The sequence below is a fragment of the Thermosynechococcus sp. FA-CM-4201 genome, from assembly GCF_054689355.1.
The window spans coordinates 2,016,571-2,040,928 of sequence record NZ_CP079920.1 but is presented as its reverse complement, the minus strand read 5'-3'; the positions used below and the strand labels follow the sequence as shown (position 1 = coordinate 2,040,928).

The window sequence follows — 24,358 nt, the reverse complement described above, 5'->3', positions numbered from 1 at the left end:
ATGATAGAGTACAAAAAATTCACATTTTAATTTCTATCCATTACTGTCCTCATTGAGTAGGAGTGTCCGTTACTTTGGAGAGCCACAAAGAAAAGATACTCGTTGTTGATGATGAAGCGAGTATTCGCCGCATTTTAGAAACTCGGCTGTCAATGATTGGCTATACCGTCGTCACTGCCGCCGATGGCGAGGAAGCCCTGACCACATTTCGGCAGGAGCAGCCAGATTTAGTAGTGCTTGACGTGATGATGCCCAAACTAGATGGCTATGGCGTCTGTCAAGAACTGCGCAAGGAATCCGATGTCCCCATCATTATGCTCACTGCCCTTGGCGATGTCGCCGATCGCATTACGGGGCTGGAACTGGGCGCCGATGATTATGTGGTCAAACCCTTTTCCCCTAAGGAGTTGGAAGCTCGCATTCGTTCGGTGCTGCGACGCATTGAGAAAACCAGCACCTCTGGCATCCCTAGCTCCGGGGTGATTCAGGTGGGCAATATTCGCATTGATACCAACAAGCGCCAAGTCTATAAGGGGGATGAGCGCATTCGCCTCACGGGCATGGAATTTATGCTCTTGGAATTGCTGGTGGGTCGCTCCGGGGAACCCTTCTCACGGGGAGAAATTCTCGAGCAGGTGTGGGGCTACACCCCAGAACGCCATGTGGATACGCGGGTGGTGGATGTCCATATTTCCCGCTTGCGGGCTAAGCTAGAGGAAGACCCCAGTAATCCAGAGTTAATTTTGACAGCACGGGGAACAGGGTATCTCTTTCAGCGGATTACTGAACCGGGAGAAGCAAGCAACAAAAATTCCTAACTGGCTTGAGGGTGAGCCATGCATCAACAACGCTGGCGCTGGTCAGAAGCTGTGGGTCTAGGTCTGACGGCTGTGGCCTTGAGCATTATTGCCTTTATGCAGCAGGATGCCCTGCGTCAGTTACAGGCGCAAACGGCCGAACAATTCACCGATGCCGAATATGAGCGCCAGAATGCCCAAACGATTACGCAAATGCGGCTGTTAGCAAATCTCCCTTCCTTTGGTTTTGACAATTTAGTTGCCGATTGGGCGTTTTTGCAATTTCTCCAGTTTTTTGGTGATTCCGCTGCCCGCCAAGTCACGGGTTACGATGATGCACCTGCGTTCTTTGAGGTGATTATCGCCAAAGACCCCCGCTTTGCCCAAACCTATCCCTACCTCTCGACAGCAATTACGGTGTATGCAGGACAGCCGCAAACCTCTGTGGCCTTGATGGATCGGGGTCTGGCAGCGATGGATCCTGCCTATCAACCGACGGCCTACTTGGCATGGGTGTTTCGGGCGATGGATGAATTGCTCTTTTTGGGCAAGGGGCGAGCGGCAGCAGAGTCCTACGATCGCGCGGCGGCTTGGGCAGAAATGAATCCAGATCCACAGGTTCGCGCCGCAGCAGAGTATTATCGCTCGTTGGCACAAACCCTACGGCGGGATCCCGATAGTCGGATGGCACAGATCAATGCCTGGATTTGGGCACTGGTGAATGCGGTCAGCGATCGCTCGCGGCAAACGGCGATAGAGAATATTGAACGCCTTGGGGGCAAAGTCTCACGGCTCCCCGATGGCACTTGGCAAATTCGCCATCCTGAGGATCTGCGGTAACGCCTGTGGAACGCACGATTGCCGAAATTAATGACAAGATTACGGCGGGCAAGGCCACGGTTTGGACATTGGCAGAACTCAAAGCCCGCCTTGAAAGCCTGAGCATTGCTGAAGCAACCCGCCAAGTGGATGTGGTGACAACGGGTACCTTTGAACCCATGGAGTCCTCCGGGGCGATCCTTAACTTGGGACCGACGGATCCGCCGATTAAACTGCGGCAGTGCTGGCTCGATGGCATTCCCGCCTACAGTGGTTTTGGCGCTGTGGATCTGTACTTAGGGGCAGCCCAATCCCTTGACCCCAATTCCGAAGCGGGCGAAGCCGATAGTCTGCGGGAACGGGGGGGTGGCCATGTCATTGCCGATTTGATTGCGGGTAAAGCCATTCCTCTGCGGGCAGTGGGCTATGTCACCGATTGTTATCCCCGCGCCAGTTTAGAAACGGTAATTAGCAAAGAAACGATCAATCAGTTCTATCTCTACAACCCCCGCAATCTTTATCAAAATTTTATTGTCGGTGTCAATGGGGGCGATCGCCCGCTCTATACCTACCTTGGTCCTTTGCAACCGCAACTGGGGAATGCCGTCTATGCCTGTGGCGGCGCCCTCTCACCCCTGTTGAATGATCCCTACTTGCGACTGGTGGGGATTGGCACGCGCATTTTTCTCGGCGGCGGCATTGGTTATGTGGCCTGGGAAGGCACCCAACACTTCCCCTTGCAAAAACGTCTGGCCAACGACACCCCCATTGGTCCAGCGGCCACCCTTGCCCTGATTGGCGATGCCAAACAGATGGATCCCTTTTGGGTGCGCGGTTGCTATTTCAAGCACTATGGAGCGTCCCTGATGCTGGGGGTGGGGGTTCCGCTGCCGGTCTTGGATCAAGAGGTCATTGCCCGCTGTGCCATTCGTGATGAAGAAGTGGTGGCGCCGATTATTGACTTTTCCATTCCCCGCCGCGTGCGTCCCACCTTCGGCATGGTTAACTATGCCCAACTCAAGTCAGGCAAAATTAAAATTGAAGGCAAAACTGTGCGCACCGCTCCCCTGACGAGTCTTTACTTTAGTCAGCGCATTGCCGAAGTCCTCAAAGATTGGATCCGCAGTGGCCGTTTTACGCTGACAGAACCCATTGCCCCCCTGCCGCGCGATCGCGCCTTTTTGCCGCAACAACCTTGGATGCCCGCTGCCAGCGATGATTAATGACTTTTGGCGGGTGGCAACCCTGCTTTCGCTATAATGACCAATAGTTCAACCACCTTGGCCTTGGCAATTCTCCAGTCCCCGACCGAGTGATTCAGGCCACTGCTGAACGCTTGCCGATGGGTGTTTAATAAAAATATAGGGTTCTGGATTCTAGCGATCGCAAACAGACAAAAAGTTGCATCCTTCATTAGCTTAAATCCGTCATGCGTATTATTACGGTTGTTGTATGTTCTAGTTGTGTGTCAGTCTCAGCGTTAGGGTAGAGGTCAAGGGCTGTGCAGTATCTCGCCGAGGTGATTAAAAAAACGGGTTTCATGGGGACGAAATCCGAGTTGAAGTTGTTGATGCGTGAGCAGTCGGGCTACTGGCACCCTGTCCCCCAAAACGAAGAAACGATTCCCTTTGACAACAGTCGTGACTATGGCAATGGTGTGTTGGTCTTTGTAGAAATGGCCGCCAACCGCCAAATTCAAAACGTGGATGAAGCGACGCGCCGTCTCACCGGTATCTTGCACGGCTTCACACGGATGCGTGAGCGGTTCCAAAGTCAAGAGGAAGAAATTGAAGGCTGGAAGCAATCCCTCTCCTATCAGGCGGAAGCTCTCAATCAACGGGAACAGGAATTTGAGCAGCGCAAAGAAGAACTCCAAGAACTAGAGGCGCAACTGGCCGGCGCTGAAGAGCAATTGGTACAACTCAACAAACTACGGCAGGAATTAACCGCAGAGGAACAGCGGATTCAAGCAGAGCGCCAAGCCCTTGAAAATTTACGCCACCAAGTGCACCAAGAGCAGCAGCGCTGGGAACAACTCAAATCTAGCCACAGCGTTGGCCTATCCCCAGAACAAATCCGCCAAGTGGACTCGATTTTGCAGCAGTTGGCGGAGACCCTCAACAGTGGTGGGCGTCCCCAAATCGCCGAATGTTTTCAAATTTTAGACCAGCAACAGGCCTTGCTGAGTCAGTACTGGCAGCAACTGGAGCAACTGGAGCAGGAGGTGAGTCAACGGCAAGCTGCCTTGGAGGAGCAACTGCAAGCCTTCCATGCAAAGGAGGAGACGTGGCGCACCGCTCAAGAACAATTTTGGCAAGACAGTCGGGCGATCGCCCTGCAGGAGGAACTCTGCCGCTACAAACAGTCCGTTCTTGAAAAAGAACGTCACCTCCTTGCCCAACAGGAGGAAATGATCCAGCAAATGCGCCAAGCCATGGTTAGTGATCTCACAGAGGCAGTGGATGTGAATGCCCTGATGAAAATGCCCATGGAGGAACTCGAAAAAGAAGTGGCCAACCGCGGTAATGACCTCAAACGTGCCTCTGCCTTTGTCAACGATCAAGAAGAAGAGCTAAAAATGGCGCTGGAGTCCTTGGCAGAACTGGAGCAAAAAGTCAAAGAAGCCAGTGACTTCGATCGCCTGCAACTAGCAGGAGAACTGGAGGACGAACGCCAGCGCTGTAATCTGCTCAATCAGGCCCTTGAAGGACAGCGGCAAAATATCCGTGAAAAAGAAGCGATCTACAAAATTCACAAGCAAGTGCTAGAGGCACGCAAGGATCCAGCCTCCCAACAGGGCATTAGCCTCATTCCCATCCTCAGTGAACTGGAGCGTCAGTTTCAAGAGTACAGTGTGGCTGTCAATCAACTCGCGGAAGAATTGCAGCAGGCCTATACCGATCTCGAAAGTCTGCGCCACGACCTTGAAGAGCGCCGCAAACTGCAACAGCAGCAAAAAGATCAACTCAGTCAAGAAGAACAGGCACTGATTGAAGAGCAACGGTTACTCGCCGCTAAACGCGGCCAAGCGAATCTGCTGCGGGAAATCTTACAACCCGTTCAAGATCGCCTCAATCACCTGCGCCAAGGCCTAGAGGGACTGAACCAAAATATCCTCAATGGCCGTCCCGGTGCTCTCATTTCTGAATTGCAGCAGGTGGTCATGAATCTGGGGCAGGGGGCTTAGCTGCTAATTGCGCTGCCGCATCGCATCTCGGACTCTGGTTTCCCCTGCGCGGTTATTTTGCTCACGGTACAGCTTCAAAGCCACTTGATAGGCACTGCGAGCCTCCTGCCGCCGGCCTTGAGCTGCCAAGGCTTTGCCCAAGCGGTAAAATCCTTCGGGATCCTTAGGATTGATCTGCGTGGCTTGACGATAAATCGCCGCAGCTTCAAGGAGATTATTTTGCTGCATTAATAGCTCACCAAAACTGAAGTAGGTGGCTACCCGTTCAGGTTGCAGGGTGATCAGGCGGCGGTACGCTTGAATGGCTCGCTCGGTTTGATTTGCAGCAGCCGCCAGTTCAGCCACCTGTTGCAGTAGATCCGCATCCCGCTGACCCAAGTTAGTTGCGCGATCAATCGCTTGCCAGCCATTGCTAGGATCGCCAGCGGCCAGAAGTGCCATCCCCAAGTTGAGTTGAATCGAGGCATTGCCGGGGGCAAGGGCTGCCGCCTGTTGCAGACGACTGAGGGCTTCAGGAATATTGCGTTGTTGGAGCAGCAAAACGCCTAATCCCTTTTGAGCCGCCCAATTGCGGGGGTCAAGACTGAGGGCGGAGCGGTAAGCTTGGATAGCGCCTTGGGGATCCCCCATGCGGGCGAGAATCACCGCCAGTCCTTCGTAGGCTTGGGCATTACGGTTATTCAGGCGAATGGCTTGGCGGTAGGCGGCAGCAGCCCCGTGGTTTTCCCCCATCATCCCCAGACTGTAGCCGAGGGCATAGTAAAAATCAGCGTTTTGTTGATCCAGCTCAATAGCGCGTTGGTAGGCACGGGCGGCTTCAGCAAATTGTCCCTGCTGGGCGTAGATGTAACCAATGGCAGAATGCACGCGGGGATTACGGCTCTCGCTCTGGAGCAGTTGCTGATAAATGGCCAAGGCTTGGGCATAGTTTCCTGCTTCCACTAGCCGTCGCCCTTCTTGCATCAGCGTGCTGACTTGGGCGTGTACTGGCGCTGCCATCCAAAGGCCAAGACTGGCAATACTAGCCCACAAAAGGGAATTGAAGCGCATCGTGAGTGAGTCCTCCTCGCAAACGTTAACCCCAACTTAACGGTTGTTTACAGCTCCCTTAAGAGATACTGCAAATTCCGCCAAGGGCGATCGCCAAGGGTTAAGAGATCTAGTTAAGGCAAACTAAGGCTCTATTCTGGACAATTTTGACCCGAATGGCAAATCAAAAGGTAGGTGTGCGATGGCGAGACGATGCAACATTGCCCTTGTGGGCAGCTACAACAGCGGCAAAACAACCCTTGCAGAAAGCATTTTGCGCCTTACCCACGCCACGAGTAGTAAGGCCAGTAGTCTTCTGGATACCAGTCCTGAGGCTCGCGATCGCCAAATGGGGGTGGAACTGAATGTCGTTCATACCCAGTATGGGGACTTGGAGCTGACGCTTCTCGACTGTCCCGGCTCAGTGGAATTGCTCCAAGAAACCCTCAATGCCCTTGTGGGCGTGGATATGGCGATTGTTGTCTGTGAACCCCTCAGCGATCGCGCCTTTACCCTAACCCCCCTGTTCAAATTCCTCGATGACTGGCAGATTCCCCATATCCTTTTTGTCAACAAGATGGAGCGGGCCCACGATCCCTACATGGAGATCCTCGCCGCCTATCGCCAAGTTTCCAGTCGTCCCCTGGTCCCCCACCAGTACCCCATTTGGCAGGGGGATGATCTCTTGGGCTACATTGACTTGGTGACGGAGCAAGCCTATCACTACCATGCGGGGGCAGCGGCGGATTTAGTCCCCTTTCCTTCAGAATTACAAGCCGTTGAACAGGCCGCGCGGGCGGAGCTACTGGAGGCTCTAGCCAACTATGATGACCACCTCTTGGAGGAACTCCTTGAGGATATTGCGCCGCCGGAAAGTGAAATCATGGCGGATCTGCGCTGGGAGTTGGGAGCCGATTTAATTGTGCCCGTCTTTTTTGGCAGTGCGCAAACGGACTACGGGGTGCGTCCCCTATTGGCAGCCCTTGATCGCGAAGCACCTGATGCCACAGAAACTGCCGCCCATCGCCAGATCAACGGTGAAGAGCCTCTCGCCCAAGTGCTGAAGACCTTCTATCTCCCCCAAGGAGGCGGCAAGCTCTCCCTTGTACGGGTCTGGCAGGGCACCTTGACCGATGGTATGAGCTTGAATGGGGTGCGCGTGGGTGGCATCTACCGTGCCCAAGGCACGCAACTGGAATCCTTGGGTCAAGCAACGGCGGGGGACATTGTTCTCTTGGCACGGCTAGAGGGTATTCGTACCGGTGAGACCCTCAGTGTCAGTGGTCAGGTAGCACCTTTGCCCTGTGCCCCCCAACTAGAACCCGTCTATGCCTTGGCCATTACCCCCAGTAAACGCAGTGATGAGGTGAAGCTCACCAGCGCGTTGCAAAAACTCCTTGAGGAAGACCCGGCGCTGCGCTGGGAACAGCATGGCGATACCCATGAAATTATTCTCTGGGGACAGGGCGACATTCACTTGCAGATTGCCCTTGATCGCCTGCGCCGCAAATATAACCTACCGATGCAAACCCATCTCCCCCAAGTGCCCTATAAAGAAACGATTCGCCGCAGCACAAAAAACAGTCATGGCCGCTATAAACATCAAACCGGTGGCCACGGCCAGTTTGGCGATGTGTACCTCGATATTGCTCCCCTAGAACGCGGCAGCGGCTTCCAATTTAGTGAAACTATTGTCGGCGGCGTTGTGCCCAAGCAATATATCCCCGGTGTCGAGCAGGGGGTGCGGGAATTTCTCAACCAAGGACCGTTGGGATTTCCGATGGTGGATGTGGCGGTGACCCTCACCAATGGGTCTTACCACTCCGTGGATAGCTCTGAGCAGGCCTTTCGCCAAGCGGCTCGCCTCGCCATGCAAGCGGGAATTCCCCAGTGTGAACCGCAACTCCTAGAACCCATCATGGCAGTTCAAGTGTGGATGCCCCAAGCCTTTACGGCTAAAGTAATGCAGGCGTTGACGGGGCGGCGCGGTCAGGTTTTGGGCTACAGCAGTAAGGAGGGTTGGCCCGGCTGGGAACAGATTGAGGCTTATCTACCCCAAGCGGAAATGCATGACTTTGTGGTGGAGTTGCGATCGCTGACGATGGGCACCGGTGGCTTCCATTGGCAATTTGACCATCTTCAAGAAGTACCGGAGAAACTGGCCGCGACGATTGTCCAGCGCCACAAAAAAGCCTAGGCCACTAGTTGAGCCGCCTTAGCCTGCAATTCCTGAAGTCGTGTGGCCATAATCTGCTGAATCTGCGCCTCCTGCTGGCGATCCCTCGCATCCAGATCATCAGCCACGGTGCCGGGAGCGGCTTGGAATTTCTTGAGTTGACGGTCAAAGAAACTATTGGGAAAGCGGCGGTACTCAACGGTCTGCTGCTGGAGGCGGGCAGTGTGGCAAAACTGGTGCAGCCAATGGGCATAGGCCACATCCTCAGCCCCATAGCGAAATTGGCGAAACACCTCCTCTTCGGGAAAGCCGCCAATAAACTCATGGACTTCGCGGCGTACGGCGAGATTGAGCACCAGTGTTTGCTCGAGGCTCCTGTGCCAGTAGGGGTGCAGGCGATCGCGACAATAGACCCCCGTGCGCACCGCCCCAAAATACGCTGGGGCATAGGGTGCGGGTAAAGGCTGATTCAACACCGATAGGGCTAAAAACAGATGCTCAGGGCGGTAGAGATCATCGGCATCACAGAAAAAAATCACCTCCCCTTTGGCTAAGCGCACCCCCATGTTCCGCGCTGCCGCAATCCCAATATTCGTCGGCAAGCCCACCAATTGTAGGGGCACCGTATTCGGCCATCCTGCCGTCGCCACATCACAGGTGTGATCCGTTGAACCATCGCTAATCAGGATGAATTCCCCCGCAGTGGCGTAGGGGAAGTGCTGTTCGAGGTAGCGGCAACTGGCGGCAATGCTCTCAAGGGTTTCCCGAAAAACCGTTTCTCCCCGCTGGGTCACCACATTGTAGGCGGGCATCACAATTGAGAAGGAACGCAGGCCAGCAAGTTCCACGACAAGTTCCTCAGTCACTCGCCCTCATTTTCTCCCTAGGAGCGGCGGCGATGCAAAAATTTCCCAAGGTGTTGACAAACGCTCAGGGCATTCGCTACATTAACTAATGCTGAGTCTTGCCCCCATCGTCTAGAGGCCTAGGACACCTCCCTTTCACGGAGGCGACGGGGATTCGAATTCCCCTGGGGGTATCCTACACTGGCAACCTCAACGTGAACGGTCGATATTTGATTCGCCGATCCCCTGCCAAAGTGCCACAATACGGAAAGTAGTGCAGGAGACAAAGGATGGACTGGGCAACGCGGGTGATGCGGGTCACGCCGTCGGTAACGCTGGCGATTGATGCCAAAGCCAAGGCAATGCGCGCGGCTGGAGAGGATATCTGTAGCTTTAGTGCGGGCGAACCTGACTTTGACACCCCTGCCCACATTCGTGAGGCGGCGAAAACAGCGCTCGATCAAGGCAAAACCCGCTATGGTCCAGCGGCAGGGGAACCGGCTCTGCGGCAGGCGATCGCCACCAAGCTCAACAACGACAACCACCTGCCCTATCGTGCTGAAAATATCCTTGTCACCAATGGCGGCAAGCAGGCGCTCTTTAACCTGATGCTGGCTCTGATCAATCCCGGCGATGAGGTCATTATTCCTGCCCCCTACTGGGTGAGCTATCCAGAAATGGTGCACCTAGCCAGTGGCACGCCGGTGATTGTGGCAACGACGCCGGAAACGGGTTATCGGATTACTCCGGCGCAACTGGAGAATGCGATTACGCCAAAAACGCGGCTCTTTGTCCTCAACTCCCCCAGCAACCCCACGGGCATGGTCTATACCCCCGAGGAAATTCGTGAGCTGGCGGCAGTGATTGTGCGGCATCAACTGTGGGTGGTGTCTGATGAGATTTACGAGAAGATTCTCTACGATGGGGCGGAGCACCTGAGCATTGGGGCTGTGAGTGAGGCCGCCTTTGAGCGAACCATTGTCTGTAGTGGCTTTGCTAAGGCCTATGCCATGACGGGCTGGCGCGTCGGCTACATTGCGGGGTCAGCGGACTTCATTAAGGCAACCACCAAGATTCAAGGCCACAGCACCTCAAATGTCTGTACGTTTGCCCAATATGGCGCCCTTGCGGCTTTGGAGGGAAGTCAAGCCTGTGTGGCCGAAATGGTGGCCGCCTTCCGCGATCGCCGTGCCTGTATGTATGAACGCATTTCTGAGATGCCTCGGCTGCGCTGTCTCAAACCCCAAGGCGCCTTTTATCTCTTTGTGGATATTAGCGAAACGGGTTTAAGTTCCGTAGAGTTTTGCGATCGCCTGCTAGAGGAGGAAAAAGTGGCCACGATTCCCGGTAAAGCCTTTGGCATGGATGATCACATTCGCCTCTCCTATGCCACGGATTTAGCCACCATTGAAAAAGGCCTGACGCGACTGGCAAAATTTGTCGAGCGCCTCTAAATCCACAACCGCGCCATCGGCAGGAGAAACCCCGGCATCACCTCGCTACAATCAACGACCGCGGGGGCGTCCAAAACAACCACGTCCTCTTCGGAGCGGTAGAGTTCCACTTGGCGGTCTTGGGAATTGATCAGCAGCCCCAAGCGCACCCCCAGTCGCCGATATTCCTGCATTTTGGCGCGTAAGCGGTCAATCGCATCCGAGGGCGATCGCAACTCAGCAACGAAATCCGGCACGATGGGGATACAGCCCGTGAGATCAACGCCCTCTAGGCGGGGGTTGGCAATCCAAGAGACATCTGGGGAAAGCTTACCGCCCCCCAAAGCTGTAAAATCATAGCCCGTTGAGGAATCAAAGGCGCGCCCCAGTTGCGTTTGCCGATTCCAAAGCCCCACTTCCACAATCAGCTCGAAATTTTGGGCACCCGTTTGCCCCCCCGTTGGCGGCATGACAACCAATTCCCCAGCCTTGGTCAATTCTAGGCGCAGCTCAGGATTATCACAGCAGAGCTGATCAAACTGCTCTGGGGTCACCCGCACCGTTGTATTGCGGACATTGAGGAGCAGCGGCGAGCTGTCCAGGGGGGTTGTAGAAGTCATAGCCTTTGCCCAAATAGGGTAACTTGATCCTAGCGAAGGCGACTTAGAGATGGTCTTTCACGTATTTCCACGCTAGTTTGGCTGCACCGACAATGCCGGCGTGATTGCCAAGGGTCGCTCGCAAACAGTGGAGGTTATTGCGGGAGGTGGGCAGCACCCGCTCTTCCAATTCAGCAATCATCGAGGGAAAAAAGAGGTCACTAGCGGCACTAATGCCCCCACCAATAATCACTGCTTCGGGGGTGAGGACATACACAAGGCTAGCAATGCCAGCGGCTAATTCACGGCCATAGGTTTGCCAAAGGGCGATCGCCTCAGGGTCACCATTGTTGGCCCGCTCTGCCATCTCATGGGGTTCACAGCCCCACCGCCGCCGCAGGGCTTGGGCAGAAACGTGTTGCTCAAGGGAACCGCGATTGCCACTATTGCAGGGAGGCCCGTTGTAGTCGAGGGTAATCAGCCCCAACTCGCCGGCAGCGCCATCCCGACCGACAAAGAGATCGCCATTGAGGATAATCGCACCGCCAACCCCCGTCCCCAAGGTCAGCAAAATTAAATCCTTGAACTGACTTCCCGCCCCTAGCCATGCTTCCCCGAGGCCGGCACAGTTGGCATCGTTACCAATCACCGTGGGTTTGCCCGTCAGGTGTTCGAGGCTGTCACTAATGGGCACTTCGTACCAGTCAAGGTTAATGGCACGGCGAGCAATGCGACCAGTGGCATCCACAGGCCCCGGTATCCCCATACCAATGGCCAACGCCCGATCCTCACCATCCAGTTCTTTAATCCCCTGCACAATGGCTTTAATCACCCGTTCTGGAAAGGGGGGCTGAGGGGTCGGCAACGTCAGGGCATTGAGGCAATCCCCCTTGGGACTAAAGCGCCCCATTTTGATGGCAGTGCCACCAAGATCAACACCAATCACGTAGGGTTCATTCACAGAGATTTTGTCGGTCTCAATTGCAGGCGATCGCGGGCATCATCGCCCAGTTGAATCGTCACATCCGATGCTAGCACACCCGTACTCTCCACCCGCACTTCCCCAAATCCCAGCAATAACTGCACCCGACGCGCTGCCGCCAAATCTCCCTGCTGAGCAATGATGCGCGTAATCGGGATTGGCTGGGGCAATGGCTCTGCCACCAAAGGATAGGGGTAACCGGCGGTTTGCAGTTGCTGACTCAGACGCATGACCACTGATTCTGGCAGGGTGGTATTTTGAATCGCAATCCGCACTTGGGCAGGGGTCGTCAAACCCGTCTCGCGCGGATCAGCCGTAGGGGTGTCGCGGAAATAGTGATCCGTTAGCCAAGCAATCCGTTGGTAATTGGGCAACCAATAGCTTACTTCCACTTCATCGGTGCTGCCATTAAAGTTCCCCGGCAGCATCAGAAACTCCACCCGCGATCGCGGCAAGCTGGTGAGGAATTGCCCCAAGCTCATCAATTCTTCAACCGTTAAATTGGTATCCAAGTTTTCGCGAATAATACTAAGAAGCTGGGGGGTACGGGCAAGGGTTTCGGGGCGAGCCGTTTGCTCCATGAGTGCCCGCAAAAACATCTGTTGTCGCTGCACGCGGCCAATATCGCCAAGGGCATCGTAGCGAAAGCGCAGAAATTGTAGGGCTTGGTTGCCGTTCAGGTGTTGTCGTCCGGGCTGCAAATCAATGTAGAGGCGCTGACTGTCATCCCGGTAGCGCATGGCTGTGGGTACATCCACCGTCACCCCCCCAAGCGCATCAATGAGTTTCTCAATGCCTTGAACATTAATCCGCAAATAGCGATCGATGGGCACATCCCCTAGCAAATCACTTACTGTTTCCGCTGCCAGTGCGGGTCCACCGAGGGCATTGGCTTCATTGATTTTGGCGTCCCCTCGGCCGGGGATAAAGGTCAGCGTATCGCGGGGAATTGACAACACCACTAACCGTTGCTGCACTGGGTCAAAACGCACTAGTAGCAGTGAGTCCGATAGCCCCTCAACGGAATTCACTAGGGCATGGTAGGTAAGGTTGGGGTCGGGCGGTTCATCTAAGTCGGAGGTTAAGACCTTGGAGCCAATGAGCAGTAAATTCAAGGGTTGATGGAGCCTTGCCCCTGTCCAGCGATCGCCCCGTTGAAACACCTGCCACTCTCGACTGCTGAGCGATCGCTGCATGAGCGGTGTACTCTGACTCAATAGCCCCCACAGTGCCCCTAGGCTACCGGAGATTAAGGCAACCCCTAGCCACAACACTAGTCGCCAAAATAAAACCCCTTCTTCAGGCGGAGCGGGTCGTCGTCGGCGTTGCCATCGAATAAACACTATTGCCTCGCCACACTAAAATTCCCTTAAGCCTACCATATAGCCCTTATTCCCATAGGGAAAATACATCAAGCAAAGCGCTTTCGATGCAGAGCGTCACCCTTTGGAGCCTGTGTCATCCCTGTGAACAGAACGGTCAACAAGTTGGCGAGATACAATACTCAAATACCCAACTTATACGCAACCGATTGCGGCCAAAATGCAATTTATTGACCTCGCCGAAATTCATGTCAAAGCTGGAAAGGGGGGCGACGGCATTATTGCCTTTCGCCGTGAAAAGTATGTGCCTGCGGGGGGGCCATCGGGGGGTAATGGGGGCAATGGCGGCTCGGTGATTCTCAAGGCGGTCTCCAATTTACAAACACTGCTGGACTTTCGCTATGCCCATGTGTTCAAAGCAGAAAATGGCCAACGGGGTGGGCCGAATAACCGTACGGGTGCCTGTGGTGCGGATTTAGTGATTGAAGTGCCCTGCGGCACGATGGTTTGGGATGCAGAAACCGAGGAATTACTGGGCGACCTCACTACCCCCGGTCAAACCCTGCTGGTGGCCAAGGGGGGTAAAGGGGGGCTAGGGAATAAGCACTTCCTGAGCAATCATCAACGGGCACCAGACTATGCCCTACCGGGCTTGGAGGGGGAAGAGCGGCATCTGCGGTTAGAACTTAAGCTACTGGCGGAAGTGGGCATTATTGGCCTACCCAATGCGGGTAAGTCCACGCTGATCTCTGTGCTGTCAGCAGCGCGACCGAAAATTGCTGATTATCCCTTTACAACTTTAGTGCCCAATTTAGGTGTGGTGCGCCAACCCAATGGCGATGGAACCGTGTTTGCTGATATTCCCGGTCTGATTGCCGGTGCCCATGCGGGTCTGGGGTTGGGGCATGAGTTTCTCCGCCATATTGAGCGCACCCGTCTGCTGCTGCACTTGATTGATGCTACGGCTGAGGACGTGGTGGCTGCCTATCAAACGATTCGCGATGAACTAGTGGCCTATGGACACGGCTTGGGCGATCGCCCGCAAATCATTGCCCTGAATAAAATTGATGCCCTAGAGGCCTCGCAAATCACGGCTATTCAAGAGACCCTCGCTGCCTACGTGGGGCAACGGGTTTTTGCCATCTCTGCGGTGGCGCGTCAGGGGTTAGAGCCTCTCTTAGATGCCATTTGGCAGGAACTGGGGGTGAGCGTTTCCCATCAGTATGCTTGATTGCGACGGGTGCTGTTGAGGAACCACCGAGGAAAAAAATGAACACCAGAGGATGCCTTGTCTGGGGCGCGATCGCCCTTGGAAGTAGTCTGATTCTTGGTTTGTGTTCGCCAACTCTAGCCCAGCCATCCCCCCAGCAATTTCAGGAACTCGCCAACCAAATTGATCAACTGCGACAGGAAGGCAATATGCAGGCTGCCATCCCCCTAGCAGAGCGCTTTGTGACCCTAGTGGAAAAGACACTGGGCAGCAACCATCCCCTTTTGGCCGCCAGTCTCAATGAATTGGCAAAGCTCCATGTTGAGCAAGGAAATTATGCAGCCGCACTTCCCCTCTATCAGCGGGCATTGGCCATCTATGAGCGTGCTGGGGGGTCAGATCAACCAGAGGTGTCTGCGACACTCAATAACTTGGCCAATCTCTACCGTGCCCAAGGAAACGATGATGCTGCGTTGCCGGTGTTTCAGCGGGCATTGGCGATCGCCGAAAAGACCCTAGGGTTCAATCATCCCGAAGTGGCGGTCATTCTCAATAACATGGGTCTCCTCTACACTGAGCAAAAAAAGAGTGCAGCCGCCCTGCCCCTGTATCAACGCGCCCTCAGGATTTTTGAGCAAACCCTTGGGGAGAAGAGTCCCTATGTGGCAACAACGCTGAACAACCTCGCAGCCCTGTATCGGGAACAAAAGAATTACGCCGCCGCCTTACCCTTATACCAACGTGCCCTGCAGATTCGCGAACAAACCTTGCCCACCGGTCACCCCGATATTGCCGCCAGTCTGAACAATTTAGCCACGCTCTATTTTGATCAGCGCAACTACGCAGCGGCACTGCCCCTCTATCAACGCACGCTGGCGATCGCCCAATCCCGCCTTGGGGAAAGCCATCCCCATACCGCTGCTGCCCTAGGAAATCTTGCTGCGGTCTATTGGCAACAGGGAAATCTTACCCAAGCCCTTGCCCTACTGCAAAACGTACAGGAGATTGAGGAACGTAATCTTAGTGAAAACTTAATCGTTGGCTCAGAGGACTACAAGCGCAACTACCTGGGAACCTTTCAAAAGAGTACCGATGCCATTCTCACGTTGCATCTCCAGAGTCTTGCCCAAAATCCTGAGGCCACAGCCCTTGCCTTAACAACGATTTTGCGCCGCAAAGGGCGATTACTGGATTTTCTCAGCCAAAACCAAGCACGACTGCGACGGCAACTAGCGACGCCAGATCAAGCAAAGCTCCAGCAACTCACCACCCTGCGCACAACCATCGCCAAACTCGTTTTTGCTTCAGCAGAGCCAGCAGCTTTCTCCCAAATGCAACAACTGCAAGCCCAGGCCAATCAACTGGAAGCCGAACTGAGTCTGCGCAGTGCTAGCTTTCGCGAACTCACTCAACCCGTAACCATCGCTGCGGTTCAACGGGCACTTCCGGCGAATGCCGCTTTGATCGAGTTTATTCGCTATCGCCCCTACGACTTGGGCACACAGAGCTTTGGTGAGCCGCGCTATGGCGTCTATGTATTGCGTGCCACGGGTCAGCCCCTAGGGAGGGATCTTGGCACCGCTGCTGAAATTGATGCCCAAGTACGCCAGACTCGTTTCCGTTTGGCTGACCCTCGCTTACCCAAGGTTGAAGTTCAACGGGCAGCTCAGGCCCTTGCCGAGCGGGTGATGACGCCGATTCGTCCGTGGATTGGCAATGCGACTCATTTGCTCATTGCTCCGGATGGGGAGTTGAATACTATTCCCTTTCAGGCGCTTGTGGATGCCCAAGGACGCTATTTAGTCGAATCCTACATGATCACATTGCTGACCTCTGGGCGCGAACTCCTGCGCATTCAATCCCGATCTGTAACTGCTAATACCCCTTTGATTATTGCTGACCCTACTTTCGATCGCTCCTTCGGCAATGCCCCTTCATCAACGGTGCGCTCCCTTGATTTGCGGAGTTTGACTTTTGCTCCCCTACCGGGTACGGCTGAGGAAGCGCAAGCACTGAGGGCACTCCTTCCCCAAGCCCAACTGTTACTCCAAGCGGCGGCCACAGAAGCAGCGGTTAAGGCGGCAAATTCCCCTAAAATTCTCCACTTGGCCACTCACGGCTTCTTTTTAGCTAATTCAGAAAACAAGGGCATCCTTGAAAACCCCCTCTTGCGATCGGGCTTGGCCTTAGCGGGATTTAACCAACGCCAGAGTGGTTCAGACCTTGATGATGGTGTCCTTACTGCTTTGGAAGTGACTAGTATGAACCTCAGCGGCACAGAATTAGTGGTGTTATCCGCCTGTGATACGGGGCGAGGAGATGTGGTGAATGGGGAGGGGGTCTATGGGTTGCGGCGAGCGTTTACATTGGCTGGGGCGCGATCGCAGGTGAGTACCCTCTGGAAAGTGGATGATCAAGTGACCCGCGATATGATGGTGGCCTTTTACCAAAATCTGCGCCGAGGCATGGGGCGCACAGAAGCCCTGCGGCAAGTCCAGCTTCAGCGACTCAAGGATGAATCCCCCTACTATTGGGCGGCGTTTGTCTCCAGTGGTGATTGGTCTTCCTTAGCATTGCCCCAATGACGATGGTTCGCGCGATTCAATACCGCCTTGCACTGTGGTATGTGGGAGTGACGGCACTCCTGCTCCTCATCTTTGCCACGGGGTTCTTTTTCTATGTGCGGGGAACGCTGATTGAGCGCATTGATGACACCCTCAGCCATGTTGTAGAGGTGGTGAGTCGTTCCCTGATTATTGACACGGGCACGGCGGAAGCGATTGATTGGCAAACCAGTTTGGGCAGTAGTCCCCTAGCGGCGCTGGAGGAGGATCACATTGACCTTGAGGGGTTTACCCCAGATCAGCAGTTGGCTTGGAGCACGTTTTCAGACCCCCTTGATCTGCCCTTGCATCTCAGTCGGACGGCAGAAACGGTACAGGTGGGGGAGGATCGCTGGCTACGGCAGATGACGGTGGCCCTAGTGGTGGGCGATCGCCTACTGGGCTATTTGCGGGTCAGCCATCCTTGGTTCGAGGTGACCCAACCGAGTCAAGCCCTACTCTGGGATCTCTTGGTTGGTATGACCATCACGCTGACCCTAGTGAGTATTAGTGGCTGGTTCCTGTCGCGGTTGGCGATCGCCCCCTTGCAGCAGTCCTATGCTTATTTGAAGCAATTTACCGCCGATGCTTCCCATGAATTGCGCAACCCCGTGGCTCTCATTCAAACCAATGTTCAAGTTGCCTTAGCCACTGCAGATCCGGAAACCCAACGCCAACAACTCCTCGTCATTGAACGCCTCAGCCGCCGCCTCAGCCGCTTGGTGGATGATTTACTCTTTCTGACTCGCCAAGATAGCGGCATGATTCCCCTGCACGCCCAGCCCTGTCACCTTGATGCCCTGCTCTTGGGGGTGATTGAAGAGCAGACGCCCTTGATTGAGCAAAAGCACCTACAACTGGAGTTGGAGCTTGCGGATCCCCAGACCTCGGAAGCGGCAGCCTATCGCCTGTGGGGCAACCCCGATCATCTCAGCCGCTTGTTAACCAATATCCTCAGTAATGCCGTGCAATATACCCCTGCGGGGGGTCAGATTCAAGTGAGGTTGGATCAGCAGGGCAAATTCTATCGCGTGGTCATTGCCGATAATGGACCGGGAATTCCCGCCAGTGAACTGCCCCGCCTGTTTGATCGCTTTTATCGCCTTCAAGGCACAAAGTCCGAGGGGACGGGTTTAGGGCTGGCGATCGCCCAATCCATTGTTCAAGCCCATCGAGGTCAGATTCAGGTTACGAGCGAAGTCGGTCAAGGTACCTGCTTTACGATTTTGTTACCCCTCGATCTTCGCGAAGGCTGAAATTATTTGCCCACTTTAACCAACCCTGTTCGCTGAAGCTCCCCAGCGACCTTAGATTGATCTGAGGCCACCAAAAATAGCTGCTTACGGGCACGGGTCATCGCAACATACAGTTCACGCCGCGAAAGCAATGCTTGTTCTTGCTTATCTGCGTAACAATCATCAAACTGATCTAACCACAGAAGAATCACCACCTCAAACTCCATCCCCAAAGCAGTACGGGTGGTAATTAACTTGACCCCCGGCAAACTGAGTGAATAATTTTCCAGTGCTTCGTCGTCACGATTCACCCAATAGCATCCTGCGCCACTAGCCTCTAATTCTTGAACAAGCTTATAAAGGTCAGCTTCACGCCGAGATCGATAGAGGATAGCAATATTGCTGCTGATGACTCCTTTTTGGCGAACATGAGCAACGATATCCAGTGCTTTCCTCACTTGATCGGCGTAGAGACGTTGTTCCCGATTGCGATTGAGCAAGTCGAAAGGAGTACGTATCATCCATAGCGTAGGTACGTCTCCCGTAAATTGACTAGTCGGTGTCTCACTTGGAATAATAAAGCCACCCAAGTCATCTTCATTTTCAGCTAAGTTTCCCTGCTGATTTTTAATCATATGCCAAGCTAAATTAAGAATCTCTTGGGTATTGCGAAAGTTCGTCCGAAGATAGCGCGATCGCCCCCGTGCCCGAATTCCCAGTTGAGACCAACTATTGATGTTCAAAGTTTTGTACATATTGATTTGCTCTTTATCTAAAGATTGAGCAGTATCACGAGCAATCACGAATGTTCCATTGACACCCCCCTTGGTTACTAATAAAGCACTCAAAAACCAGTGGGGTTCAAAAATATGCGCTTCATCAATTAGAACTGCATCGTATTGGGTAACAGTTCCGTCACCATCAATAAGATACTTGAGCAAACACCAGCCATTGTTTTGTGTTCGGCGCTGATAGCGATCGAGCAAGTCTTCAACTTTCTGAATCACAGAGATCGCATTGTTGTAGAGCTTTGAACCCTCTTCGCGATTACCTTCAACTTGAAAGAAATTTTCAACATTACCAAAATGTTCAATTTTTCTCTCGAAAAAACTCCGTGGCACAGAGCCAATGATTTGACTGACCCAATGATTGAAAGTATCAATCTCAAGATTATCGCGCTGACCCTGTGGAAAACCACTATCTTCCTTGAGAATAGACCTTAAGAATTGAGCTGGTCCACGGTTAAAGCATAAACATAGAATATTTTTGGTTGCATCTTGGATCAGCATATCGCGAACAAGAGCAGCTAGAATGAGTGTTTTACCTGAGCCAGCGACCCCTGAAATAATTTGATGGCCACGGGTATTATTAATTTGGCGTAAAACAGTAGCTTGCTGATCACTTAGAATTGTATAATCGCCAATCCATGTAGCCGGATCAAACGCTGCCCGAATGACCGTCTTTTGCCGATCATTGAGACCTGTAAATTTGGCAGGCTGATTGTAATTAATCCTAAAGTACTCCAATAACGTATCAATGGGTTCATTCTCGCGGGTAATTTTCCTAAACTCCTGCATGGGAATGATGTTTGTTTGCTTCAATGGTGCTGGCATTTCGTTCAGGGTCTCATAAGCGGTTGCAATATGGAGTGTTGTCACAGGGACATTAAAATTATTCTCATCATCCAGCAAGGAAGGCTCACGGCTTAGGTAGCTAAATTGTTGCTCGATTAACTGTTGGTTAATCAATGGAATATGGTTATTGAGTGGTTTATCGAAAATATTGATAAATATGAGACCTAGAGCATTGTCGATCAGAATGAAATTAGGATAGTGAGGGTAGCGTGACTTAAGACAAAGAACCAAAAATGAATCCGGCAGTTCCCTAAGCTTATTGAATAAGATGTGTTCAACAGCTAGAGCATCTTTTGGCAGTTCGCTAGGAATAAACTGTGCCATGACTATTCCTCGATTTTTAAGCACAGTATAGTCGTCGCAACTTTTGCAGTGGGTGCAAGAAATGATTTGAAACAATTTGATGCAGACTCAGGAGCGTTCACCGCGCATGTTAAGACAGTCCTGATCAAAGGAATTGAACACGCTGAAAACAGTGAAACCTCATCTGAGACAGGCTGCATATTTTTAGAAAAGAGCTGTAACTGGTACGATCATTGCCAGAGTTACCCCGCAATGAGCCAGTTTCATTAGGATTGCCACCACTGTGGAAAAGAAATCGCGTTCGCTTGCCCACATTGCCACTATTGTTGCCGTTGCTACGCTGTTGAGTAAAGTCGCGGGACTGGTTCGCCAGCAGGCGATCGCCGCCGAATTTGGTGTTGGCGCCGCAGTGGACGCCTACAGTTATGCCTATGTGATTCCGGGGTTTCTCTTTGTGCTCTTGGGGGGGATCAATGGCCCGTTCCACAGTTCCATCATCAGCGTTGTTCTCAAGCAACCGCCGGAAAAAGCTGCGCCCCTAGTGGAAACCATTACCACCGTTGTGGGTGCCCTATTACTGGTGCTGACCGCAATTTTGATGGTGCTGGCTGACCCCTTGATTCAACTCATTGCCCCCGGTGCCAGTCCAGAGATTCAAGCCTTAGCCGCAGAGCAGTTTCGGATTATGGCGCCCTTGGCTGTGCTCTCGGGCTTGATTGGCATTGGCTTTGGCACGCTCAATGCTGCGGATCAGTACTGGTTGCCTTCCATCAGTCCCTTGTTGTCCAGCTTGGCGGTGATTATTGGTATTTGGTTCTTTGCCGATCAATTTGGCCCAGCAGTGCTCGCTTGGGGAACCCTAGCGGGAGGGGTACTGCAATGGCTCGTACAAATTCCTGCCCAATGGCAAGCCGGCATGGGTACCTTGCGATTACGTTTTGATCTCAATCGTCCCGAGGTGCGGGAGTTAATTCAACTCATGGGACCTGCTACCCTATCTTCGGGAATGCTCTTGATCAGCGTCTATATCAGTCTCTTCTTTGCCTCTCAGTTGCCTGTGGGTGCTGCCTCGGCCTTGAGTTACTCCCAACTCCTATTTCTGACGCCCTTAGGGATTCTCTCCAATGTGATCCTTGTACCCTATATGCCCATTTTTTCAAAGTTGGCACAGCCAGAACATTGGCCGGATCTCAAGGAACGCATTCGCCAGAGCTTGGTACTCACTGCCTTGAGTATGATGCCCCTCGGTGGCATAATGGCGGCTTTGGCATTGCCGGCAGTGCGGGTGGTCTATGAGCGGCGTGCCTTTGACTTTCAGGCCTCCCAACTGGTGGCGGCGTTGCTGCTGGTCTATGCCATTGGTATGTTTTTCTACCTTGCCCGCGATGTCATTGTCCGCGTCTTTTATGCCCTAGAGGATGGCCGCACACCCCTCTACATCACCCTCTGGGGATTGGGATTTAATGCCCTGTTTTGCTTTTTCTTTACCCAAGCCTTTGGCGCTGTCGGTTTGGCAATGGCCACTGTTGGGGTGAATACCGTATCGTTTATTGCCCTGACTTGGATTTTGCACCATCGTTTGGGGGGGCTACCTTGGGGAGAGCTAATTGTGCCGTTGGTGGGAATTGCCCTAGCCAGTGTTCTTAGTGGCGGGGCAGGTTGGGGTGCCCTCAAAGGACTGGAATTGCTCTGGGGGCGGGAAGGCTTGGGGGTGCAACTGTTGCAGTTGGCGATCGCCGGCAGTGTCAGCCTGATGGTTTTTGCAGCAGCCATCTCGCCCCTAAATCTACCGGAGCTAGAGTTTTTCCTCAGCAAAGTACGGCGGTTTTTGCCCAAGCGATACCAATAATGGATTGCCATAGTATGCTAGTAAACCGGCCAATAACGAGCCGCGTTTTTACTTCTCTCCGTTGCCTCTTATCCCATCTGCCTCTGCCGTGGAGTACACTATGAAAGTTGTTTGTTCACAATCGGTTCTCAGTAGTAAGCTCGCCCCCCTGAGTCGCGTTGCCCCGAGCAATCCATCACACCCGATTTTGGCGAATATTCTCCTGCAAGCTGAGGGTGGCCGCCTCGGACTCTCCGTCTTTGATCTCAGTTTGGGGATGCAAATCTGGCTCGATGCAGAGGTGAAGGTGCCGGGGGCAATTACTGTTTCTGCCAAGCTCTTTAGTGAGATGGTGTCGCGGATGCCCAATCGCGATATTGAGATTACGGCAGAAGATACGCGGGTGATCCTCGACTATGGCAGTGGCTTCTTTGAGATTCAGGGGATGAGTGCCGAGGAATTTCCTGCCCTGCCCACGTTAGAGGATGTGACACCTGTCACCTTGACCGCAGAGGCATTGCGGCGGGGACTTCAGGGGAGTTTATTTGCGGCGAGCACCGATGAAACCAAGCAAATTCTCACCGGGTTGCACGTGACCTTTGAGGTCGATCGCCTTGAGTTTGCGGCGACTGATGGCCACCGCCTCGCCGTGACGGTAACTGAACAGCCGGTTCCTGAAGCCCTCTCGCCGATTACGATTCCCGCAAAATCCCTCAAAGACCTAGAGCGGCTGATGGCGAAACAAGACGGGGATGTAGCGCTGCGCTGTGACCCCACCCAAGTGGTGTTTGATATTGGCAATGATGCTCGCATTACGAGCCGTCTGTTGGAGGGGCAGTACCCCAATTACCGCCAACTCATTCCCAAAACCTTTGCGCGTCAAGTCACGGTGGAGCGATCGGCCCTAGCGGATGCCCTAGAACGGGTGGCGATTCTTGCCGCTCAAAAGAATAACGTCGTCAAAATCAACATTGATGCGGAGGCTCAAGAACTCAAACTCTCTGCTGAGGCGCCGCAATTGGGAAGTGGTGAAGAAAATGTGCCGGCTCAAATTTCTGGGGAGTCGATGGAGGTGGCCTTCAATGTCAAATATCTCCTCGAAGGGCTGAAGGTGATGAATAGTTCTGATGTGCAACTGCAACTCAACGGCGAAACCCAGCCCGCGATCCTCCTCCCCCTTGGGGAAGCCCAGATGAAATACTTGGTGATGCCGATTCAAATTCGCAGTTAGCGCAGGAAATTGCTGGTGAGCCAAAAGGTGACGAAAACGCCAATGCCCACCAGTTGATCCACATTGAGGAAGACCCCCGGTAGACCAAGCTGGTAAATGCCCACGGCAATCACTGCGCCCAATATCAAGGCAAGGAGGGTGATCAAAAAGGCGCGGCCAAGGCGTTGTTCTTTGCGTTGCAGCCACACGAGGTTAAAGCCAACCCCCAGTGATAGCACCAATGCCAAGGTATCCGGATTGGCCTGAGACAGCCCGATCGCCATCAGAACGGCATAGACCGTTGAGGTAATGGCGATGCCCCGCAGGTTGGGGGTGTCCAACTGTTGCTGCCACCACTGAAGGGCAGGATGATTTGCAATGCGATTTGGCTTAGCTGGCGCCGGTTCATTGAGTTGCTCAGCATAGCGAATGCGCTCGGGCACTTTGATTTTGCCCTCTTGGCGTTGCCGCAGCCGATCCATCAAAATTGCATCGTAGGCTGCTTCAATTTCGGTACGCTGCCGTTCATCCCCCGGATGAGCCGCTAATAGCGCATCCCGTGCTTCTTTAATCTGCTCGAAAGAAGCGTCTTCCGGCACTTGCAGCTTTTCGTAGGGGTTGTCACTCATGGCAAACTGATCTTTGTTCATTGGCCATTCTTTAGGGGCAGTATCAACAGCGGAGTGAAGGCTACCCTACAGCTTAACGATGCCGTACCTTTCCAAGGAGCCAATGTTGCTCGTTCAGGGAGATGGCAGAGAAAAACGCTGTAGCACAATCACCTTCCCTCAAATTCTAACCACTTCCTAGGGAAAACGAGAGAAAGTAGTGCTCAAAGGGATGCAACCGCCTAAATTGTAACAAATCATTTACTTTCGAGATTTTTAATTATTCTTTACAACGATGCGGGCGATCGCCCCCTAGGAGAAACGTTTCTTTTTTCAGATGTCTTTTGGCGCGATCGCTGGGCAGACAAACTTTAGCTTTGGGTTCAATCGGTGAGGGGATGACTGAGTGAGGGGGAATTTTTGTATTTTTGTTTAATTTAACTACAAACCTAGCAGCAAAAGCATTAAAACTAATTTTTCAAACAACCACTAGTTTTCTGAAAGACTTCGAAAACTTGAAAAACGGTTTGCTTATCCT

At 53.3% G+C, this 24,358-nt stretch carries 18 protein-coding genes and 1 tRNA gene; 12 read left to right on the top strand and 7 right to left on the bottom strand.

What is annotated here, in order from left to right; all coding sequences use genetic code 11:
* Positions 1-74 precede the first annotated feature (74 nt).
* From rpaB to hmpF, 4 genes are all read left to right on the top strand, one after another.
* Positions 75-818 carry a response regulator transcription factor RpaB gene (gene rpaB, locus KV190_RS09955; RefSeq protein WP_149821735.1) on the top strand — a complete coding sequence of 248 codons (744 nt, stop codon included), beginning with the start codon at positions 75-77 and terminating at the stop codon, positions 816-818.
* Positions 819-836: 18 nt separating this feature from the next.
* Positions 837-1,637: a hypothetical protein gene (locus KV190_RS09950; RefSeq protein ID WP_460193161.1), complete on the top strand. Its 801-nt coding sequence runs from the start codon at positions 837-839 to the stop codon at positions 1,635-1,637.
* Positions 1,638-1,642: 5 nt separating this feature from the next.
* Positions 1,643-2,839: a homocysteine biosynthesis protein gene (locus tag KV190_RS09945; RefSeq protein ID WP_460193159.1), complete on the top strand. Its 1,197-nt coding sequence runs from the start codon at positions 1,643-1,645 to the stop codon at positions 2,837-2,839.
* Between the two features lie 296 nt (positions 2,840-3,135).
* Positions 3,136-4,803, top strand: coding sequence for a pilus motility taxis protein HmpF (hmpF, locus tag KV190_RS09940; RefSeq protein WP_460193158.1), 1,668 nt, complete (start codon positions 3,136-3,138; stop codon positions 4,801-4,803).
* A 3-nt stretch (positions 4,804-4,806) separates the two neighbouring features.
* On the opposite strand, the gene KV190_RS09935 is transcribed toward hmpF, so the two are convergent.
* Entirely contained in the window at positions 4,807-5,853 is a 1,047-nt protein-coding gene (locus KV190_RS09935; RefSeq protein WP_460193156.1) for a tetratricopeptide repeat protein, read from the bottom strand.
* A gap of 181 nt (positions 5,854-6,034) precedes the next feature.
* On the opposite strand from KV190_RS09935, the gene KV190_RS09930 reads away from it, so the two are divergent.
* The gene (locus KV190_RS09930; RefSeq protein WP_460193155.1) at positions 6,035-8,029 is read left to right on the top strand and encodes an elongation factor G; all 1,995 of its coding nucleotides are present in this window, start codon (positions 6,035-6,037) and stop codon (positions 8,027-8,029) included.
* On the opposite strand, the gene KV190_RS09925 is transcribed toward KV190_RS09930, so the two are convergent.
* On the bottom strand, positions 8,026-8,874 hold the full coding sequence (locus KV190_RS09925) for a glycosyltransferase family 2 protein (RefSeq protein ID WP_460193154.1): 849 nt from the start codon (positions 8,872-8,874) through the stop codon (positions 8,026-8,028). The genes KV190_RS09930 and KV190_RS09925 overlap by 4 nt on opposite strands.
* Before the next feature lie 100 nt (positions 8,875-8,974).
* On the opposite strand from KV190_RS09925, the gene KV190_RS09920 reads away from it, so the two are divergent.
* Together KV190_RS09920 and KV190_RS09915 are read left to right on the top strand one after the other, a co-directional pair.
* Positions 8,975-9,047: transfer RNA gene (locus tag KV190_RS09920), tRNA-Glu, on the top strand.
* Between the two features lie 96 nt (positions 9,048-9,143).
* Positions 9,144-10,307, top strand: a complete 1,164-nt coding sequence (locus KV190_RS09915; RefSeq protein ID WP_460193153.1) for a pyridoxal phosphate-dependent aminotransferase — start codon at positions 9,144-9,146, stop codon at positions 10,305-10,307.
* Here KV190_RS09915 and KV190_RS09910 read toward each other — a convergent pair.
* The 3 genes from KV190_RS09910 to KV190_RS09900 are packed head-to-tail and all read right to left on the bottom strand — an operon-like array spanning position 10,304 to position 13,210.
* Entirely contained in the window at positions 10,304-10,906 is a 603-nt protein-coding gene (locus tag KV190_RS09910; protein WP_460193152.1) for a Uma2 family endonuclease, read from the bottom strand. The two genes, KV190_RS09915 and KV190_RS09910, sit on opposite strands and share 4 nt — an antisense overlap.
* A 43-nt stretch (positions 10,907-10,949) precedes the next feature.
* Complete coding sequence (locus tag KV190_RS09905) at positions 10,950-11,795, bottom strand: ROK family protein (protein ID WP_460195264.1); 846 nt, start codon at positions 11,793-11,795, stop codon at positions 10,950-10,952.
* Positions 11,796-11,842: 47 nt separating this feature from the next.
* Positions 11,843-13,210, bottom strand: coding sequence for an LCP family protein (locus tag KV190_RS09900; protein ID WP_460193150.1), 1,368 nt, complete (start codon positions 13,208-13,210; stop codon positions 11,843-11,845).
* A gap of 199 nt (positions 13,211-13,409) precedes the next feature.
* On the opposite strand from KV190_RS09900, the gene cgtA reads away from it, so the two are divergent.
* The 3 genes from cgtA to KV190_RS09885 are packed head-to-tail and all read left to right on the top strand — an operon-like array spanning position 13,410 to position 18,258.
* A complete protein-coding gene (cgtA, locus tag KV190_RS09895; RefSeq protein ID WP_460193148.1) occupies positions 13,410-14,420 on the top strand; it encodes an Obg family GTPase CgtA in 1,011 nt (336 codons plus the stop codon).
* Between the two features lie 38 nt (positions 14,421-14,458).
* Positions 14,459-16,984 (top strand): CHAT domain-containing tetratricopeptide repeat protein, encoded by a 2,526-nt coding sequence (locus KV190_RS09890; RefSeq protein WP_460193146.1) that lies wholly within the window; start codon positions 14,459-14,461, stop codon positions 16,982-16,984.
* A gap of 2 nt (positions 16,985-16,986) precedes the next feature.
* On the top strand, positions 16,987-18,258 hold the full coding sequence (locus KV190_RS09885) for a sensor histidine kinase (protein WP_460195263.1): 1,272 nt from the start codon (positions 16,987-16,989) through the stop codon (positions 18,256-18,258).
* Positions 18,259-18,260: 2 nt separating this feature from the next.
* On the opposite strand, the gene KV190_RS09880 is transcribed toward KV190_RS09885, so the two are convergent.
* Positions 18,261-20,195 (bottom strand): 3'-5' exonuclease, encoded by a 1,935-nt coding sequence (locus tag KV190_RS09880; RefSeq protein WP_460193145.1) that lies wholly within the window; start codon positions 20,193-20,195, stop codon positions 18,261-18,263.
* 262 nt (positions 20,196-20,457) lie between these two features.
* Between KV190_RS09880 and murJ the strand changes: the two genes are divergently transcribed.
* Both murJ and dnaN read left to right on the top strand, forming a co-directional pair.
* A complete protein-coding gene (gene murJ / locus KV190_RS09875) occupies positions 20,458-22,023 on the top strand; it encodes a murein biosynthesis integral membrane protein MurJ (RefSeq protein ID WP_460193144.1) in 1,566 nt (521 codons plus the stop codon).
* A gap of 100 nt (positions 22,024-22,123) precedes the next feature.
* The gene (gene dnaN / locus KV190_RS09870) at positions 22,124-23,233 is read left to right on the top strand and encodes a DNA polymerase III subunit beta (protein ID WP_460193143.1); all 1,110 of its coding nucleotides are present in this window, start codon (positions 22,124-22,126) and stop codon (positions 23,231-23,233) included.
* Here the strand turns inward: dnaN and KV190_RS09865 are convergent.
* A complete protein-coding gene (locus KV190_RS09865; RefSeq protein ID WP_149819363.1) occupies positions 23,230-23,862 on the bottom strand; it encodes a CPP1-like family protein in 633 nt (210 codons plus the stop codon). The two genes, dnaN and KV190_RS09865, sit on opposite strands and share 4 nt — an antisense overlap.
* Positions 23,863-24,358 lie beyond the last annotated feature (496 nt).